Origin of the sequence: Ruixingdingia sedimenti, assembly GCF_031432425.1 — a bacterium.
GTDB lineage: Bacteria > Pseudomonadota > Alphaproteobacteria > Rhodobacterales > Rhodobacteraceae > Ruixingdingia > Ruixingdingia sedimenti.
On record NZ_JAVKPH010000017.1, the window covers coordinates 1 to 17,132 of the forward strand.

The following is a 17,132-nucleotide window of genomic DNA, read 5'->3' on the forward strand; positions in this document are numbered from 1 at the left end:
ATCTTCACGTTCGACAGATCAACTCCACCCCCATCCGCACGAACACGCACCTTAACGTTGTAGTCAATAACTCGCTTGACGGCCACCAAGACCTTCATATCCTTGTCCTTTCACACACGTTCCAGCATCAGCGCGACGCCCTGGCCGACGCCCACGCACATCGTGGCCAGGCCATGGCGGCCCCCGCTGCGGTTCAATTCAAGCGCCACCGTCCCGGCGATGCGCGCGCCCGACATGCCCAGGGGATGGCCGAGCGCGATCGCCCCGCCGTTGGGGTTCACGCGCGGATCGTCGTCGGCCAGCCCGAGGCCGCGCAGCACGGCGAGGCCCTGGGCGGCGAAGGCCTCGTTGAGTTCGATCACCGACAGGTCGTCCAGCCCCACCCCGGTCTGGGCGCAGAGCTTTTTCACCGCCGGGACGGGCCCGTAGCCCATCACCCGGGGCGCCACCCCGGCCGAGGCCGCGCCGAGCACGCGGGCGAGCGGGCGCAGCCCGTATTGCCGCACCGCCGCGCCCGAGGCGACGATCAGCGCCGCCGCGCCGTCGTTCACGCCCGAGGCATTGCCGGCCGTCACCGTGCCGTCGGGGCGGGTGATGGGCTTGAGCCGCGCCAGATCCTCGGCCGTCGTCGGGCGAGGATGTTCGTCCTGCGTCACCTCGGCGGTGCGGCCACGGCCGAGGGGCACCGTGACGGGCAGGATTTCCGCCGCCAGCCGCCCGTTCGCCTGCGCCGCCGCCGCACGCATCTGCGAGCGCAGGGCGAAGGCGTCCTGATCGGCCCGGGCGATCCGGTATTCGTCGGCCAGATTCTCGGCGGTTTCGGGCATCGACTCCACCCCGTATTGCGCCTGCATCCGGGGGTTGACGAAACGCCAGCCGATGGTGGTGTCGTGCACCTCGGCCGCGCGGGCCCAAGGGGCAGATGCCTTGGGCATCACGAAGGGCGCGCGGGTCATGCTTTCGACGCCGCCGGCGATGGCCAGCGCGATTTCCCCGGCCCGCACGGCACGGGCGGCGGCGGCCACCGCCTCCATCCCGGAGCCGCAGAGGCGGTTGACCGTCACCCCCGGCACGGTGTCCGGCAGGCCCGCCAGCAGCACCGCCATGCGGGCGACGTTGCGGTTGTCCTCGCCCGCCTGGTTGGCGCAGCCCATCCAGACCTCCTCCACCGCCGCCGGATCCAGCCCCGGGTTGCGCGCGATCAGCGCGGCCAGCGGCAGGGCGGCCAGATCGTCGGTGCGCAGCGGGGCCAGCGCGCCGCCGTAGCGGCCGATGGGGGTGCGGATATAGTCGCAGATGAAGGCGTCGGTCATGTCTTCTCCTGGTTCAGGCTGGCGAGCGTGTGGCCCTGCGCGACCAGATCGCGCAGCAGCCCGGGCACGCGCCAGGACAGCGGGTCGGCGGCGGCCAGCGCGTCAAGCCGCGCCAGCACGGCGGGCAGGCCGAGGCGGTCGGCGGCAAACATCGGGCCGCCGCGCCAGCGCGGGAAGGCATAGCCATGCACCAGCACGAGGTCGATGTCGGCGGGGCGGCGGGCGATGCCTTCGGCAAGGATGTACAGCCCCTCCTCGATCATCGCCAGCAGGGCGCGGTCGGCGATCTCTGCGGCGGTGAAGGCGCGCGGGGTCACGCCCGCCTCGGCCGCGGTGCGGCGCACCAGATCGTCCACCACCGGCGAAGGGCTGCGGCGGCCGTCGGTATAATCGTACCACCCCGCCCCGGTCTTGCGGCCGAGGCGCTTCAGATCCTCCACCATCCGGTCGGCGATGGGGACATAGCGGATTCCGGGCTGCGCGCGCAGGTTCTTGCGCTGGCGGTTGGCATAGGCGATGTCGAGGCCCGACAGGTCCTGCACCGCATAGGGGCCCATCGCCATGCCGAAGGCTTCCATCGCCGTGTCGATCTGCGCGGGCAGCGCGCCCTCGATCAGCATCAGGTCGGTCGTCTGGCGATAGCGGGTCAGGATGCGGTTGCCGATGAACCCGTCGCAGACCCCGGCCTCGACCGGGATCTTCCGCAGCCGTTCGGCCAGGCGGAAGGCGGTGGCGAGCGTGGCGGGGCCGGTGCCCTCGGCGCGGACGATTTCCAGCAGTTTCATCACATGCGCGGGGGCGAAGAAGTGGAGCCCGAGGCAGCGCCCCGGCGCGCGGATGCCGGCGAAGATCGCGTTCACATCCAGATAGCTGGTGTTGGTGGCGAGGATCGTGGTCTGCGGCAGGCCCGCATCCAGCGCGGCAAAGATGGCGCGCTTGACGGAAAGATCCTCGAACGCGGCCTCGATGGCGATGTCCGCGGGGGGCAGATCGTCATAGCCCGCGACGAAACGGAAGCGCGCCGCAAGATCCGCCGCCGCCTGTTCCGCCGTGGTCTTGGCGCGCTTCACCGCCTCGTCGAACAGCTTTTCGACATTCGTGCGGGCGCGGGCCGCGGCCTCGGGCGTGGTTTCGACCAGCGTCACCGCGATGCCGAGGCCCGCGAGCGCATAGGCGATGGCCGCGCCCATCGTGCCCCCGCCGACGACCACGGCGGTCTTCACCTCTGCCGGGGTGACGCCGAGGGTCCTGGCGCGGCCGGTGGCGGCGCGTTCGGCGAAAAACAGATGGCGCAGGGCGGCGGCCTGTTCCTGCCGGCGGATGGTGAGGAAAACCTCCCGCTCGGCGGCGAGCCCCTGATCCATCGGGGCGGCGGCGGCCATCGCCACGAGGTCGATGGCGCGCTGCGGGGCGATCTGGCCGGGGGCGCGTTTCGCGGCGGCCTTGCGCGCAGTGTCCAGCGCGGCATCGTCGGGTGCGGGCGCCGGGCGGTCGCAGAGCGCCTTTTCAGGGCCGAAATCCGCCGCCGGCAGGGCCAGCGCCGCGGCCAGCGGGTCATCGGCCAGCGCATCGACAAGGCCGAGCGCCAGCGCCTGATCCGCCCCCACCACGCGGCCTTCGGAAATCAGCGCCACCGCCTGCGCCAGCCCCAGAAGCCGGGGCAACCGCTGCGTGCCCCCCGCCCCCGGCACGACGCCCAAGGTGACCTCGGGCAGGCCGAGGGTCGCGCGCGGATGGGCGATGCGCGCGCGGCAGGCGAGCGCGATTTCCATCCCCCCGCCAAGGGCCGCGCCGTTGATGGCGGCGATGGCGGGCAGGCGTTCCAGCCGGCGCAGGATGTCGGGCAGATGCGGGGCCACCGGATCGCCGTCGAATTCGCGCGCATCGGCCCCGGCAACAAAGGCCCGCCCCGCCCCCGTCACCACCACGCGCGCGACGCCCGCGGCCTCTGCCGCGTCCAGCGCCGCCACCAGCCCCTCGCGCACCGCAAGGCCGATCACGTTGACCGGCGGGTTGTCGATGGTGATGACGCAGGTGTCGCCGGTGATGCGGTGGGTGACGGGCATGGCTATCCTTTCACAGATGCGGGCGGATCCCGCGGGCCTTTCACAGATGCGGGCGGATCCCGCCGGACACCGAGATCATTTCCCCGGTGACGAAGCGGGCGCGGTCGGACAGGAAAAAGGCGATCGCATCGGCGGTTTCCTCGGGTTCGGCCATCCGCCGGTGCATCGCCGCGGCGACCAGCCGGTCGCGTTCGGCGGACGGGATGTTGCGCGTGACCGAGGTGTTGGTCAAGCCCGGGGCGACGGTGTTCACCGTCACATGTGGAGCAAGTTCCATCGCCAGTGTCCGCGACAGCGAGGCGACCGCCGCCTTGGCCGCGGCATAGTCCGCCTGCCCCGCCTCGCCGCCATAGACGATGCTGGCGATGTTGACGATGCGGCCCCATTCCCGTGCCAGCATGCCGGGCGCAAAGGCGCGCACCAGATGGAAGGCGGGCATCAGGTTGATGTCGAAGGTCGCGCGCCACTGGTCCTCGTCCATCTCGAGGAAGGGGGTATAGAGCCGGGTGGACCGGATCCCGCCCACGAGGTTCACCAGCGCATCGACGCGCCCCAGATCCGCCAGCGCGGCGGCGGCGAAGGCCCCGGCCTCGTCGGCGCGGGTGACGTCGCCGCGCAGCGCCACCACCGGCAGGCCAGGTGCGGCGGCAGCCAGTGCCGCCACCGTTTCCGCCAGCCGCGTGCCGGAAATGTCGGTCAGCGCCAGACCCGAGGCACCCTCGGCCACCAGCCGGTCCACCGTGGCGCGGCCCATCGGCCCGCCCGCCCCGGTGACGGCCACCACCCGCCCGGCAAGGGTCACAGCCCCGCCTCGTCGCGCAGCATCTTGCGCAGGGCGAACTTCTGGATCTTGCCCGAGGCCGTGGCCGGCAGCGTTTCGCGGATTTCCAGCCGTTCGGGCCAGTACTGGATCGCCAGATGGTGCGACCGCAGGAAATCCTGCATCGCCGCGAAGGTCAGCGCCTGCCCGGGTTTCGGCACCACGAAGGCGCAGGCGCGTTCGCCGAGGCGTTCGTCGGGATAGCCCACGATCGCCACCGCCTGCACGGCGGGATGCTTGAACAGGATCGATTCCACCTCGATCACGGGGATGTTTTCCGCCCCGCGGATGATGATGTCCTTGGACCGGCCGCAGATGCGGATATAGCCTGCGGCATCCATGCGGGCGATGTCGCCGGTGTCGAACCAGCCGTCGTCGTCGACATTGTTCAGATGCGGGCGCTTCAGATAGCCGCCGAAGTTGGAACAGCCGCGCACGTAAAGCTCGCCCTCCTCGCCCGCGGGCAGGGGTTGGCCGTCCTTGCCGCGGATCTGCAATTCGATCCCCGGCAGCGGCACGCCGTCGGAATTGACGGACCGTTCGTCCGGGTCCGTGGGCAGGACCAGCGTGACGGCGCCGTTTTCCGTCATCCCCCAGGCGGAAATCACCTTGGCGCCCAGAATCCGCTGCGCCCGTTCCACCACCGGCCCCGGGATCGCGGTGCCGGCACAGAGGAACACGCGCAGCGACGAAGGATCGGTGCCGCCCTCCTCCACCGCGGTCGAAAGATCCATCAGGAAGGGGGTGGAGGCCATGGTGAAGCTCACCCGGTCGGTCTCGATCACCCTTGCGGCCTGCGCCTTGTCCCAGTTGTCCATCACGATGAAACGCGCGCGCAGCATCAGCGGCAGCAGCAGCCCGTACATGAACCCGGTCTGGTGCGCCATGGGCGAGAACATCAGCACCACATCCCGCCCCGACAGGCCCAACCGTTCGGCAAAGGGGGCGAGGTTGGAATACATCGTGTTGGCGGTATGCATCACCCCCTTGGGCTCGCCCGTCGTGCCCGAGGTATAGATCAACTGGCAGACATCATCGGGGCCGAGGCGGCTGTCGCGGGTGATCGTGGCGCGTTCGGCGTCGAAGGCGGGGTTCAGCAGCGCGGTGTCGAAACCGTTCGGCCCCGCGCCCCCGGCGACGATGATGTGGCGCAGATCCGGCAGGTCGGGGCGCATGCCCTCTGCCATCGCCTCGTGGTCGAAGCCGCGGAAGAGTTTCGGCACCACGAAGACCTTCGATTCCCCATGGCGCAGCATGAACGAGAGTTCGTGTTCGCGGAAGATGTGCATCACCGGGTTGAACACCGCGCCGAGGCGCGAACAGCCCAGATAGGTGACGACGAACTGCCAGCTGTTGGGCAACTGGCAGGTGACGACATCGCCCCGCCCCACGCCCAGTTTGCGCAAACCCACCGCCACGCGGTCGGCAAGCAGATCGAGTTCGGCCCAGGTCAGGTCGCGCCGTTCGCCCGTCGCGACCGAAAGCGACGACAGCGCAAGATCCCCCGGCCCCGCCGCCAGCGCCGCATCGAAGTAATCGTCCGCCGTCTTGTTGCGCCAATGGCCTGCCGCCACCATGGCGGCGCGGCGCGGCTCGATCAGGATCGCGTCGAATTTCATGGCTTCCTCCCCTGTTCCCCGCCTCAGGCGCCGGTGGCGCTGCGGCCCGCGCGTTCCCGCGCGATGATGTTCTTCATGATATGCGCGGTGCCGTCCCCGATCTGGAGCCCGAGCACATCGCGCAGCCGCTGTTCGAACGGCAGTTCGTTCGAATAGGCGGCATGGCCGTGGATCAAGAGGCAAGCGTGGATCGCCTCATAGGCCAGCAGCGGCGGCCACCATTTCGCCATCGCGGCCTCTGCCACATGCGGCAGCCCGTTGTCCTTGAGCCAGAGCGCGTTCATCGACAAAAGCCGCGCGCCCTCGATACGGGTGTCGAAATCGGCCAGCTGATGGGTGATGCCCTGAAACGCCGCCAGCGGCTTGCCGAAGGCCTTGCGCTCGCCGATATAGGCCCAGGTTTCGTCCAGCGACTGCCGCGCGGTGCCGAGGCATTGCAGCCCGATCAGGCTGCGCGAAAAGTCGAAGCCCTGCATCACCTGCACGAAGCCCTTGCCCTCTTCGCCCAAAAGGTGATCGGCCGGTACGCGCACATTGTCGAAGAAGATCGAGCCGCGGCCGATGGCATGCTGGCCCAGATCGGTGAAGCGGGTGGTGGAAATGCCGGGCGTGTCCATCGGCACGAAAACGGCGGAAATGCCCTTGGCCTTGTCCTCGGGCCGCCCGGTGCGGGCAAAGACCACCGCGCCCTTGGCCTGATCGGCGGCAGAGATCGAGGTCTTTTCGCCGTTGATGACGTAATGCGCCCCGTCGCGTTCCATGCGCAGCCCGAGGTTCGCGGCATCCGATCCCCCGCGCGGTTCGGTCAGCGCGATGGCCAGCATCAACTCGCCCGCGATCAGTTTCGGCAGCCATTCGCGCCGGATTTCCGGGTTGGCGAATTTTGCGACGATCTGGCCGTTCAGCGAGGCGAGGATGTTGACATACCCCATGTTGAAATCGCCGCGCGCGATTTCCTCGATGATGACGCCAGAATAGATCGAGCCCGCGCCGAGGCCGCCGAATTCCTCGGGCAGTTCCGGCGCGATCAGGCCGAGGCTGCCCATGTCGCGCACCAGTCCGGGGCCGAAGGCGCCGGCCTGTTCGCGGGCGCGATAGCCGGGGGCCAGCCGCTCGGTTGCGAATTTGCGCGCGAGGTCGCGGATCGCGTCCAGTTCCTCGGTATCGAAGATCGTCTTTGCCATGTCCTTCCCCCGGCCCTACTGGACCATCAGATATTTGCGTGCGATTTCCGGGTCTTCGTAGAAACCCGCGACGGTGCCGTTCCACACGGTCATGCCCCGGTCCACGACATGCACCCGGTCGGCGCAGCGCCGGATCGTGTTCAGCGCCTGTTCGGAAATCAGCATCGACACCCCTTCGCGTTTCAGCGCGACGATGGCGTCCACCACTTCCTCGGCCACTTTCGGCGCCAGCCCCTCGTGCGGTTCGTCCAGCAACAGCAGCTTGGGCTGCGTCAGCAGCGACCGCGCGATGGACAGCATCTGTTGCTCGCCCCCCGACATCACGCCCGCGGTGCGGTGGCGATAGTCGTAAAGCTGCGGGAACAGCGCGAACACCTCGTCCAGCGTCCAGCGGCGGCGGTCGGTCGCCGTCACCGGGCGCGGGACGCGCAGGTTTTCCAGCACCGACAGCGAGGCGAAGACGCGCCGGTTTTCCGGCACATAGCCCACGCCCCGGCGGATGATCTCGAACGGGGCGAGCCCGGTCAGGGGGGCGCCGTCGAACACCACCTCGCCGGCGGTGACGGTGATCTGCTCGCGCACGATCGCCTTCATGGTCGAGGATTTGCCCACCCCGTTGCGGCCGATCAGGCAGACGACCTCGCCGGCGCCGATGGTCAGGTCGATGCCGTGCAGCGCCTCGGATTTGCCATAGGCGGCATGGATCGCGGTCATGGTCAGCATCAGTGGTGCCCCCCCAGATAGACGGCCTGCACCTCGTCGTTGGCGGCGATTTCCTCGGGCGAACCCGCGGCCAGAACCGCGCCGCGCACCATGACGGTGACGCGCTGCGCGATCTTCAGCACCACGTCGATGTCATGTTCCACGAACAGCAGCGTCTTGCCGGTTGCGTCCACCCGCGCGGCGACCAGTTCCATCAGGTGATGGCGTTCCTTGATCGACATGCCGGCGGTGGGTTCGTCCAGCAGCAGAAGGTCGGGGTCGGCGGCCAGCGCCATGCCGAATTCCAGCCGCTTGCGGTCGCCGAGGCTCAGGTCCGCCACCCGCGCCGCCAGCCGGTGGGTCAGCCCCACGGTGTCGATCATGTCGGCGGCGCGGGCGCCCGCGTCCGACAGCAGGGCGCGCGACAGGCTCGCCCACCGCCCGGCGGCGATGACGAAGGCCGCCGTCATGTTTTCCAGCACCGTCATGTGCAGGAAGGCGCGGCTGATCTGGAAAGTGCGCCCGATGCCGCGTTTGGCGAGGTCAGCGGGCATCAGCCGCGCGACCTCCTGCCCCTTGAAGGCGATGGAGCCTTCGACCCCCGGCAACTGCCCGGCGACGCAGGCGATGAAGGTGGATTTGCCCGCCCCGTTCGGCCCGATCAGCGCATGGCGTTCGCCCCGCGCCAGATCGAAATCCACGTTGTTCAGGGCGACGAAGGAGCCGTAAGCCTTGCGCACCCCCCGCGCGGAAAGAAGCGTGTCGGTCATGCCCGCCCCCCGATACCCAGCATCCGCGACAGCCGCCCTGCGACAGAGGCCAGGCCATGCGGCAGCGCGATGCAGATGACCAGCAGGATGACGCCCAGAAGCAGCCCCCAGTGGCCGGTGATCAGCGGCGCCCAGTGGCGCAGCTGCGTAAAGACGACCGCCCCGATCACCCCGCCCCAGAAGCTGTGCAGCCCGCCGAGAACGACCATGATCAACACGTCCAGCGTGAAGCCGAGCCCCGCGTAATCGGGGAACGCCGCGCCCTGGAACACCGCGAACAGCATCCCCGCGACGCCCGCGAAGGTGGCCGCGACGGTGAAGGCCACCAGCTGCACCCGCCGCGGCGCAAGGCCGAGCGCCTCTGCCCGGTAGCGGTCCTGCCCCACGGCGCGGATCGACAGGCCGAGCGGCGAGGCGATCAGCCGCGCCATCAGCAGCAGGCAGACCGCCAGCACCGCCACGGTGAGGGTGGTGAAATTCGCCTCGGTCAGCCCGAAACGGGCGGGCATGAAGCCGGTGATGCCGGTATCGCCGCCGGTGAAATCGTACCACTGGAACAGCACCGTATAGGTGATCTGCGCGCAGGCGAGCGTCAGCATGGCGAAGTAGATTTCCGTCAGCCGCACGCAGAGCGCGCCGAACACCAGCCCGCCGGCCGCCGCGACCACGGGGCCCATGACCAGCGCGGCCTCGACCGGCAGGCCCGCCTTGGTCACGGCCAGCGTGAAGCCATAGGCGCCGAGCCCGAAGAAGGCCGAATGGCCGAAGCTGACCATATGGCCATAGCTCATCAGCAGGTTGAGGCTGGAGGCGAAAAGCGCGAGGATCACCATTTCCGCCAGCACCAGCGACATCCCCGCCCCGCCGAGCCGGTTGGCCAGTTCCAGCACCACCACCGCCGCGATCACAAGGCCCCACCGCAGGGGCGTCATATGCAGGCCGCTCATCGTGCGGGCCCTCCCTGACGGCCCATGGAGCGGGCGACCAGAACGACGGCCATGATCAGGAAGATCAGCACCATCGACAGGCGCGGGAAATACATCACCCCCATCGCCTTGGTGACGCCCACCACCATCGCCCCCGCCAGGGCGCCGTACAGGTTGCCCAGGCCGCCGATGACGCAGACGATGAAGGCCGACACGATCACCGTGGTGTCCAGCAGATAGTTCACGTCGCCATAGGGCGCGGCCATTCCGCCGGCGAGCCCGGCAAGGAAGGACCCCGCGGCGAATACGCCGGTGAAGATCAGCTTTTCGTTGATGCCCAGAAGCCCCGCCATGCCGCGGTCATCGGTGCCCGCGCGCAGAAGGATGCCCGCGCGGGTGAACCGGATGGCGCCGATCATCGCCAGCACCACCACCAGCCCCGCGCCGAAGATCACGAAAGGGAAGATGGGGAAGTAATTGTCGCCGATCACCAGCGCGCCCATCAGCGCGTCGGGCATCGGCACCATCTGGCTGTTCGCGCCCCAGATCCAGCGCACCGCGTCGCGGATGATGAACACCAGCGCGATGGTGATGATCAGCTGCATCAGCGGATCGGCGCCATAGATGCGGCGCAGCGCCAGCATCTCGAACGCGACGCCCACCAGCGCCGTCACCAGCCCCGCCAGCAGCACCGCGGCAAAGAACCCCGCCACCGTCCCCGGCGCGATCACCGGGACCAGCGCATAGGTCACGAAAGCGCCGAGCATGTAGAGAGAGCCATGCGCGAAATTCACGATGCGGGAGACGCCGAAGATCAGCGTCAACCCCGAGGCGATGAGAAAGAGCATCATGCCCTCCATCAGCCCGTTGACCAACTGGACCCAGATCATGCTGTTGCGCCGCCGCCCCCGCGGGCAGAAGGGCCCCCGGGGGCGGCGGCCCCCCTTTTACTTCGCGGCGTCGCGCATGGACTGGATGACCTCTTCGCTGAACATCAGCGAGTCACCCGCGAAAATCTCGACGTTCTTCATCGTCGGGAAGGGGAAGGCCGGGTCGAAATTGACCTCGCCCACATAGGCGGGCACGTTCATCTGCCCGTCGAAGGCCCGCGTCTTCAACGCCTTGCCCCGCAGCCCGTCGAAGGCGGTTTCATGCACCACCTTCATCACCGCATCGGCCCCGGTCGTGCCGGCCTTTTCCACCGCCTCGGCATAGAACTTCATCGCGTCATAGCCGTTGATCGCCCAGTCGGTCGGGTATTCGTTGTAGGCGGCGCGATAGCTGTCGATGAAGGCGGCCAGTTCCGGCGTCTGGTCCAGCGCGAAGAAGGGCGCGCGGGCGATGCCGAACACGCGTTCCTTGGGCATGGCGTCGCCCATGGATTGCAGCGTGTCCACCGTCAGCAGCGTGACGAGGTTCGACCGCTTGAACATCCCGAAGCTTTCGCCCTGCCGGATCAGGCTGACGAGCCCGCCGCCGAACACGGCGGCAAAGATCGCGTCGGGCTGCGAGTTCAGCGCCGCGGTGATGTAGGGGCCCATGTTGGCCTCGCCCACCTTGGTGAAGACGGGGTTGGCGATCTCGATGTCGGGGCGCAGTTCCTTCAGCCGGCCGACGAAGGCATCGACCGAGGTGTGGCCCCATTCGTAATCGTAGCCCATCGGGGTGATGCGCTTCCATTCCGCCTTCTTGGCCACATATTCGGCCGCCGCGATCGCCTCCATCGTGGCATTGGCCTGGGTCTGCCAGAAATAGGGGTGGAACGCCTCGATATTCGCCTTCTGGGTGGACCCGATGATGGCCGAATGCGGGATCTTGAATTCGCCCGCCACCGCGTTCACCGCCAGCAGCACCGCCGAGGAACAGACACCCGTCAGCAGTTCCACCTTTTCCGCCGCTGCCAGTTCGCGCGCCTGCTTGCCGCCCTCTTCGGGCTTGGTCTGGCTGTCGCGCACCAGTAGTTCGATCTGGCGGCCAAGGACGCCGCCCCTGGCGTTGATTTCCTGCACGGCGATCTTGGTGCCGTTCAGCCCGTCCTCGGAAATCGGCGCGCAGGCGCCGGTCAGGCCGGTGACATAACCGACCTTCAGCGCATCGGCGGCAAAGGCGGGCGCGGTGAGCGCGGTGGCCATCGTCAGGGCGACGGCGATCCGGCGGGTGTTCTCAAGCATGTATTCCTCCCGTTTTGTGCTTGATTTTCGGTTATTCGGCGAATTTGCGGAAATCGGGCTTGCGTTTCTCCTTGAACGCGACGCCGCCTTCCTTGCTTTCGTCGGTGTCGTAATAAAGGCTCAGCGCATACATCCCGAGGCCGGCGATCCCGCGCTGGTGTTCGGTGTCGACGTTGAAGCTGCGCTTGGCGATGGCGATGGCGGTGGGCGATTTTTCCATGATCTCGGCGCACCAGCGGTCCACCTCGGCGTCCAGCTGGTCGTCGGGCACGACGGCGTTCACCAGACCCATCGCCAGCGCCTCGGGCGCCTTGTAGCGCCGGCACAGATACCAGATCTCGCGCGCCTTCTTTTCGCCGACCACGCGGGCCAGAAAGGCGGTGCCGAAGCCCGGATCGACCGAGCCGACCCTGGGTCCCACCTGCCCGAACTGCGCGCTTTCCCCGGCGATGGTGAAATCGCAGATTGTGCACAGCACGTTGCCGCCGCCGACGGCATAGCCGCGCACCTTGGCGATCACGGGCTTGGGCACGTCGCGGATGATGGAATGCAGATCCTCCATCGGCAGGCCGATGGTGCCGCGGCCGTCGTACTGGCCTTCATGCGCCGACTGGTCGCCGCCGGTGCAGAACGCCTTTTCCCCCGCGCCGGTCAGCACGATGACGCCGATCTTCTTGTCCCACCCGGCCTTGTTGAAGGCGTGGATCAGTTCCTCGCAGGTCTGGCCGCGGAAGGCGTTCATCCGTTCGGGGCGGTTGATGGTGATCGTCGCCACGCCGTCTTTGACGGTGTACAGAATATCCTGATATTCCATTGTCTTATCCATGCATCGTCAGGCCGCCGGACACCGAGATGACCTGGCCGGTAATGAAACTGGCCTCGTCCGAGGCAAGAAAGGCGATGATGCCCGGCAGATCCTCGGGCCGGCCGAGCCGGCCCATCGGCACCGCCTTGGTGAAGGCGTCGCGCAGCTTTTCCTTGTTGCCCGCGCTGTCCATGAAGTTTTCCAGCATGCCGGTTTCGGTCACGCCCGGGCAGACGCAGTTGAAGGTGATGCCGTGGCGCGAATTCTCGCGCGCCAGCGTTTTGGAAAAGGCGATGACCCCGGCCTTGCAGGCGGCATAGACGGATTCACCCGAAGACCCGCCGCGCGCGGCATCGGATGCGATGGACACCACCCGCCCCGATTTGCGCGCCACCATGCGCGACAGCACCGGATGGGTGATGTTCAGCACCCCGCGCAGGTTGATGTCGATCAGCTTGTCCCAGAACGCGGGTTCCGATTTCAGGAAGGGCACGAACAGGTCCCAGCCCGCGTTGTTCACCAGAACCTCGACGGGGCCCACGCTGTCCTCGATGTCCGCCACCGCCGCGCCGGTGGCGGCGAAATCGGTCAGGTCGAAGCTGCGCGCGACGGCTTCGCCCCCCGCGGCGCGGATGCGGTCGGCGGTGGCCTCGGCCGCATCGGCATTGATGTCGCAGACGACGACCCGCGCGCCGGCTTCGGCAAAGCGCAGGCAGGTGGCCGAACCGATGCCGCCGCCGCCGCCCGTTACGACAACTACTTTACCTTTCAGTCCTTTCAAGACGATCCTCCTGACGTGCCGGGACAGCCGTTCTGCGCCGCAGAAAGCATCTTTCATGCCTTTCTGCGCTTGCGAATACCGCGAATCTGGTGCTGTTCTCCTGTTCCCGTCATAAACCGGGCACGGGATTTGTGTCAACTTGTTTACTTAATATTCATCACCCGCCCCCGGCGGGCCAGCTTGACGCGCCGCGAAAAAAGGCGGACAACATGAATATGGCGCAAGACCTTGACACATCCGACATCCTTTCGGCGGGGCTCAGCAACCGGCTCGCGTTCCGGCTCTATCAATGCGCGAACCTGCTGAACAAGACCGGCACCAAGGCGCTGGAACGCCATCAGGTGACGACCCAGCAATGGGCGATCCTCGGCGCGCTGGTGCGCGACCGCTGGATCGACGGCATCGCGGTGGGCGATCTGGCGGCGCTGCTGATGGTCAGCCGCCAGAACCTGTCGGGCGTTTTGTCGCGGATGGAAACGCGCGGGCTGATCGAGCGGGCGGTGGATCCGCAGGACAACCGCTCGCGCCTGATCCGCATCACGGGCGAGGGGCGGCAGCGCTGGTCCGACATGCAGACCGAAATCAAGCAGTTCTATGCCGAGGCGCTTCAGGGCCTGTCGAACAACGACAAGATCCACATGCTGCATTACCTTGGCCTGCTGCGCGACAATTTCAGCGCCATCGACCGCCGTCAGGGCGGCGAGGACTGACCCCGCCGCCCTGCCCGGTCATGTCCCGGCGCGGGCCTTCGCCTCTGCGATCAGGGTCTTGGCGATGATCGTCTGCTGGATCTGGGTCGTGCCCTCGTAGATGCGGAACAGCCGCGCATCGCGGTAAAGCTGTTCGGCGCGATAGTCCTTGATATAGCCCGCCCCGCCATGCACCTGCACATTGCGGTCGGCCACCCGGCCCACCATTTCGGACGCGAACATCTTGGCGCAGCTGGCCGCCATCGACACATCCTCGCCCGCATCGCGCCGGCGTGCGGCATCCAGCACCAGCGCGCGGGCGGCCAGCGCCTCGGCCTTGCTGTCGGCGAACATGGCTTGCAGCAATTGAAAATCGGCGATGGCGCGGCCGAACTGCCGCCGGCCCACGGCATAGTCCAGCATGTCGTCGATGATGCGTTCGGCCAGCCCGGTGCAGGCGGCGGCGATATGCAGGCGGCCCTTGTCCAGAACCTTCATCGCGGTCTTGAACCCCCGCCCCTCGACCCCGCCGATCAGCGCCTCCGCCGGCACGCGGGCATTGTCGAAGATCACGTCGCAGACATGCGCGCCCTGCTGGCCCATCTTGCGCTCCGGCTTGCCGAGGCTCAGCCCCGGCACCCCCGCCTCGACCGCAAAGGCCGACACGCCCGCCGCCCCCTTGGCCGCGGGGTCGGTGCGCGCCATCACGGTGAACAGGCCGGCATGCGGGGCGTTGGTGATGAACCGTTTCGTGCCGTTGAGGATATAGTGATCCCCCTCGCGCCGCGCGGTGGTGCGCACCGATCCGGCGTCCGACCCCACCTCGGGTTCCGTCAGCGCGAAGGACCCGATGATCGCGCCCGAGGCGAGCCCGGGCAGGTATTTCGCCTTCTGCTCCGGCGTGCCGTCGATGGCGATGCCCTGGCTGCCGATGCCGACATTGGTGGCGAAGATGGACCGGAAGGCAGGTGCGGCGCGGCCGATCTCGAAGATCACCAGCGCCTCTTCCTCCATGTCGAGGCCGAGGCCGCCATAGTCCTCGGCGATCGACAGGCCGAAAAGGCCCATCCCGCGCATCTCGTCGATGATGTCGGCGGGCATGGCGTCGGCATCGGCCACCTCCGCCTCGCGCGGGATCAGGCGGTCGTCGACGAAGCGGCGGATCTGGTCCACCAGTTGCGCACGGGTTTCGGGATCGAGCGGCATGGGTCCTCCTCCGGGATTTTATGTCAATATATTGCCTGTATTTCCGCCACCAGGCGGAAAGGCCGCGCCGGTCATGCGGCAATCAACACCGAAACAACGCATACCCCTTGCACGATCAATGTCAATATGTTTGCATATATCGAGGGAGGACTCAGATGAAAGCCATCGTTCTGGAACATCGCGGGCCCGATGGCCCGCGCCTTGCGGATATCCCCGCCCCTACGCGCCCCGAGGGCGGCGCGCTGGTGCGGATGCTGGCGGCCTCGGTCAACCGGGTCGATCTTTACATGCGCGATTCGGGCGCGGGCATCACCCATACCCTGCCGCAGGTGATGGGCGTCGACGGCGTGGGCGAGGTGCTGGAGGCCGGCCCCGGTTCCGCCCTGCGCCCCGGCCAGCGCGTGATCCTTTATCCTTACGAATTCTGCGGCCGCTGCCGCCATTGCCTCGCGGGCGACCAGCCGCTGTGCACCCGCGCGCGGATCTTCGGCGAACACCGCGACGGCACCTTTGCCGAGGTCGTGGCCGCGCCGGAAACCGCGCTGGTCCCCCTCGCACCCGATACCGATGCGGCGGGGGCGGCGGCGCTTGGCGTCGCCTATCTGACCGCCTGGCGCATGGTCTTCGGCAAGGCCCCGGCGGGCCCCGGGCAGGTGGTTCTGGTGCAGGGCGCGGGCGGCGGCGTGGCGCATGCGGTGGTGGAACTGGCGCGCATGGCGGGCGCGCGGGTGATCGCCACCACCACGGGCGCGGAAAAGATCGCGCATTTCCGATCGCTCGGCGTCGAGGTGATCGACTATCGCGCGGGCGATCTGCCCAAGGCCGTGCAGGCGCTGACCGGCGGCGACGGCGCCGATCTGGTGATCGACAACGTGGGGGAAAAGACCTGGGGCGCCTCGCTGCGGTCGCTGGCGCGCGGCGGGCATCTTGTCACCTGCGGCGCCACCACCGGCGCGCATCCTTCCGCCGACATCCAGCGGCTCTTCGTGCGGCAACTGTCCGTCCACGGTTCCACCATGGGCGGGATGGACGAATTCCGCCGCCTGATCCGCGCCTTCGAATCGGGCGCGATCCGCCCCCATATCGACAGCACCTTCCCGCTGGATCAGGCCCGCGCGGCGCTCGACCGGCTCGAACACCCCGCGCGCATGGGCAAGATCGTCCTGACCATCGCCGCCCCGACAGAAGGCAGACCATGACCCAGAGCACCATCCTGACCCGCGTCGAGACCGGCGTGGGCATCATCACCCTGAACCGGCCCGAGGCGCTGAACGCGCTGAACGCGCAGATCACCCGGGAAATCGCCGAGGCCGTGGATACGTTCGAGGCCGACGACGCCGTGGGCGCCATCGTCGTCACCGGGTCCGACAAGGCCTTCGCCGCCGGCGCCGACATCAAGGAAATCAAGGACAAGACCTTCATCGACGTGTTCGGCGAACAGTTCATCACCCGGCACTGGGAACGCCTCGCCAGCGCGCGCAAGCCCACCATCGCCGCCGTGTCGGGCCATGCCGTGGGCGGGGGCTGCGAACTGGCGCTGATGTGCGACACCATCGTCGCGGCCGAATGCGCGCGCTTCTCGCTGCCCGAAACCCGGATCGGCGCCATCCCCGGCGCGGGCGGCACGCAGCGGCTGACCCGCGCAGTGGGCAAGGCGCTGGCGATGGACATGATCCTGACCGGGCGCGTGCTGACGGCGCAAGAGGCGCGCGCGGCCGGGCTGATCGCCCGCGTGGTGCCCGACGGCACGCATCTGGCCACGGCGGTAGAGATGGCGGCGACCATCGCCCGATCCTCGCGCCCCATCGCCATGCTGGCGAAAGAGGCGGTGAACAAGGCTTACGAGACCCATCTGGCCGAAGGCATCCACCTGGAACGCCGCCTGCTCTACGCCACCTTCGCCACCGAGGACCGGCGCGAGGGCATGAACGCCTTCGCCGAAAAGCGCAAGCCGCAGTTCAGGAACCGCTGAGGGCCCGCCAGGCGTTCCGGTCGGCGCCGGGGCGCTGCCCCGGACCCCGGGATATTTAGAGACAGAAAGTGAGCAGGGATCTACGCAAAACCCCTTCTTCTTCACTTT

General features: G+C 68.0%; 16 protein-coding genes and 1 pseudogene. 3 read left to right on the forward strand and 14 right to left on the reverse strand.

Annotated elements, in window-relative coordinates; translation table 11 throughout:
- The 13 genes and pseudogenes from RGD00_RS14185 to RGD00_RS14245 all read right to left on the reverse strand — a co-directional run.
- Positions 1 to 98, reverse strand: a pseudogene (locus RGD00_RS14185) (electron transfer flavoprotein subunit beta/FixA family protein); the annotation flags it as partial.
- A gap of 12 nt (positions 99 to 110) precedes the next feature.
- Positions 111 to 1,313 (reverse strand): 3-oxoadipyl-CoA thiolase, encoded by a 1,203-nt coding sequence (pcaF, locus tag RGD00_RS14190; protein WP_310457999.1) that lies wholly within the window; start codon positions 1,311 to 1,313, stop codon positions 111 to 113.
- Positions 1,310 to 3,379 (reverse strand): 3-hydroxyacyl-CoA dehydrogenase NAD-binding domain-containing protein, encoded by a 2,070-nt coding sequence (locus RGD00_RS14195; RefSeq protein WP_310458000.1) that lies wholly within the window; start codon positions 3,377 to 3,379, stop codon positions 1,310 to 1,312. Before RGD00_RS14195 ends, pcaF begins: the two co-directional genes overlap by 4 nt.
- Before the next feature lie 40 nt (positions 3,380 to 3,419).
- Positions 3,420 to 4,181, reverse strand: coding sequence for an SDR family NAD(P)-dependent oxidoreductase (locus RGD00_RS14200; RefSeq protein WP_310458001.1), 762 nt, complete (start codon positions 4,179 to 4,181; stop codon positions 3,420 to 3,422).
- On the reverse strand, positions 4,178 to 5,818 hold the full coding sequence (gene aliA, locus RGD00_RS14205; RefSeq protein ID WP_310458002.1) for a cyclohexanecarboxylate-CoA ligase: 1,641 nt from the start codon (positions 5,816 to 5,818) through the stop codon (positions 4,178 to 4,180). The genes RGD00_RS14200 and aliA overlap by 4 nt, the downstream gene beginning before the upstream one ends.
- Before the next feature lie 23 nt (positions 5,819 to 5,841).
- Entirely contained in the window at positions 5,842 to 7,002 is a 1,161-nt protein-coding gene (aliB, locus tag RGD00_RS14210) for a cyclohexanecarboxyl-CoA dehydrogenase (protein ID WP_310458003.1), read from the reverse strand.
- A 15-nt stretch (positions 7,003 to 7,017) separates the two neighbouring features.
- Positions 7,018 to 7,725 carry an ABC transporter ATP-binding protein gene (locus RGD00_RS14215; protein WP_310458004.1) on the reverse strand — a complete coding sequence of 236 codons (708 nt, stop codon included), beginning with the start codon at positions 7,723 to 7,725 and terminating at the stop codon, positions 7,018 to 7,020.
- Positions 7,725 to 8,474 carry an ABC transporter ATP-binding protein gene (locus RGD00_RS14220; RefSeq protein WP_310458005.1) on the reverse strand — a complete coding sequence of 250 codons (750 nt, stop codon included), beginning with the start codon at positions 8,472 to 8,474 and terminating at the stop codon, positions 7,725 to 7,727. The genes RGD00_RS14215 and RGD00_RS14220 overlap by 1 nt, the downstream gene beginning before the upstream one ends.
- Positions 8,471 to 9,421 (reverse strand): branched-chain amino acid ABC transporter permease, encoded by a 951-nt coding sequence (locus RGD00_RS14225; protein WP_310458006.1) that lies wholly within the window; start codon positions 9,419 to 9,421, stop codon positions 8,471 to 8,473. The genes RGD00_RS14220 and RGD00_RS14225 overlap by 4 nt, the downstream gene beginning before the upstream one ends.
- Positions 9,418 to 10,290, reverse strand: coding sequence for a branched-chain amino acid ABC transporter permease (locus RGD00_RS14230; protein WP_310458007.1), 873 nt, complete (start codon positions 10,288 to 10,290; stop codon positions 9,418 to 9,420). Before RGD00_RS14230 ends, RGD00_RS14225 begins: the two co-directional genes overlap by 4 nt.
- Before the next feature lie 57 nt (positions 10,291 to 10,347).
- On the reverse strand, positions 10,348 to 11,571 hold the full coding sequence (locus RGD00_RS14235; RefSeq protein WP_310458008.1) for an ABC transporter substrate-binding protein: 1,224 nt from the start codon (positions 11,569 to 11,571) through the stop codon (positions 10,348 to 10,350).
- Between the two features lie 31 nt (positions 11,572 to 11,602).
- Positions 11,603 to 12,385 carry a 2-ketocyclohexanecarboxyl-CoA hydrolase gene (gene badI, locus RGD00_RS14240; RefSeq protein ID WP_310458009.1) on the reverse strand — a complete coding sequence of 261 codons (783 nt, stop codon included), beginning with the start codon at positions 12,383 to 12,385 and terminating at the stop codon, positions 11,603 to 11,605.
- 4 nt (positions 12,386 to 12,389) lie between these two features.
- On the reverse strand, positions 12,390 to 13,157 hold the full coding sequence (locus tag RGD00_RS14245) for an SDR family NAD(P)-dependent oxidoreductase (protein WP_310458010.1): 768 nt from the start codon (positions 13,155 to 13,157) through the stop codon (positions 12,390 to 12,392).
- Positions 13,158 to 13,366: 209 nt separating this feature from the next.
- Between RGD00_RS14245 and RGD00_RS14250 the strand changes: the two genes are divergently transcribed.
- Positions 13,367 to 13,867, forward strand: a complete 501-nt coding sequence (locus tag RGD00_RS14250) for a MarR family winged helix-turn-helix transcriptional regulator (protein WP_310458011.1) — start codon at positions 13,367 to 13,369, stop codon at positions 13,865 to 13,867.
- 18 nt (positions 13,868 to 13,885) lie between these two features.
- Here RGD00_RS14250 and RGD00_RS14255 read toward each other — a convergent pair whose 3' ends face one another.
- Positions 13,886 to 15,052, reverse strand: coding sequence for an acyl-CoA dehydrogenase family protein (locus RGD00_RS14255; protein ID WP_310458012.1), 1,167 nt, complete (start codon positions 15,050 to 15,052; stop codon positions 13,886 to 13,888).
- A 155-nt stretch (positions 15,053 to 15,207) separates the two neighbouring features.
- Between RGD00_RS14255 and RGD00_RS14260 the strand changes: the two genes are divergently transcribed.
- Both RGD00_RS14260 and RGD00_RS14265 read left to right on the forward strand, forming a co-directional pair.
- The gene (locus RGD00_RS14260; protein WP_310458013.1) at positions 15,208 to 16,251 is read left to right on the forward strand and encodes a zinc-binding dehydrogenase; all 1,044 of its coding nucleotides are present in this window, start codon (positions 15,208 to 15,210) and stop codon (positions 16,249 to 16,251) included.
- Positions 16,248 to 17,024, forward strand: a complete 777-nt coding sequence (locus RGD00_RS14265; RefSeq protein WP_310458014.1) for an enoyl-CoA hydratase-related protein — start codon at positions 16,248 to 16,250, stop codon at positions 17,022 to 17,024. Before RGD00_RS14260 ends, RGD00_RS14265 begins: the two co-directional genes overlap by 4 nt.
- Positions 17,025 to 17,132: the final 108 nt, after the last annotated feature.

Coding starts and splice junctions, on each gene's coding strand:
- pcaF (WP_310457999.1), bottom strand. CDS start 1,313: ATGACCGACGCCTTCATCTGCGACTATATCCGCACCCCCATCGGCCGC.
- RGD00_RS14195 (WP_310458000.1), bottom strand. CDS start 3,379: ATGCCCGTCACCCACCGCATCACCGGCGACACCTGCGTCATCACCATC.
- aliA (WP_310458002.1), bottom strand. CDS start 5,818: ATGAAATTCGACGCGATCCTGATCGAGCCGCGCCGCGCCGCCATGGTG.
- aliB (WP_310458003.1), bottom strand. CDS start 7,002: ATGGCAAAGACGATCTTCGATACCGAGGAACTGGACGCGATCCGCGAC.
- RGD00_RS14215 (WP_310458004.1), bottom strand. CDS start 7,725: ATGCTGACCATGACCGCGATCCATGCCGCCTATGGCAAATCCGAGGCG.
- RGD00_RS14220 (WP_310458005.1), bottom strand. CDS start 8,474: ATGACCGACACGCTTCTTTCCGCGCGGGGGGTGCGCAAGGCTTACGGC.
- RGD00_RS14225 (WP_310458006.1), bottom strand. CDS start 9,421: ATGAGCGGCCTGCATATGACGCCCCTGCGGTGGGGCCTTGTGATCGCG.
- RGD00_RS14230 (WP_310458007.1), bottom strand. CDS start 10,290: ATGATCTGGGTCCAGTTGGTCAACGGGCTGATGGAGGGCATGATGCTC.
- RGD00_RS14235 (WP_310458008.1), bottom strand. CDS start 11,571: ATGCTTGAGAACACCCGCCGGATCGCCGTCGCCCTGACGATGGCCACC.
- badI (WP_310458009.1), bottom strand. CDS start 12,385: ATGGAATATCAGGATATTCTGTACACCGTCAAAGACGGCGTGGCGACG.
- RGD00_RS14250 (WP_310458011.1), top strand. CDS start 13,367: ATGAATATGGCGCAAGACCTTGACACATCCGACATCCTTTCGGCGGGG.
- RGD00_RS14255 (WP_310458012.1), bottom strand. CDS start 15,052: ATGCCGCTCGATCCCGAAACCCGTGCGCAACTGGTGGACCAGATCCGC.
- RGD00_RS14260 (WP_310458013.1), top strand. CDS start 15,208: ATGAAAGCCATCGTTCTGGAACATCGCGGGCCCGATGGCCCGCGCCTT.
- RGD00_RS14265 (WP_310458014.1), top strand. CDS start 16,248: ATGACCCAGAGCACCATCCTGACCCGCGTCGAGACCGGCGTGGGCATC.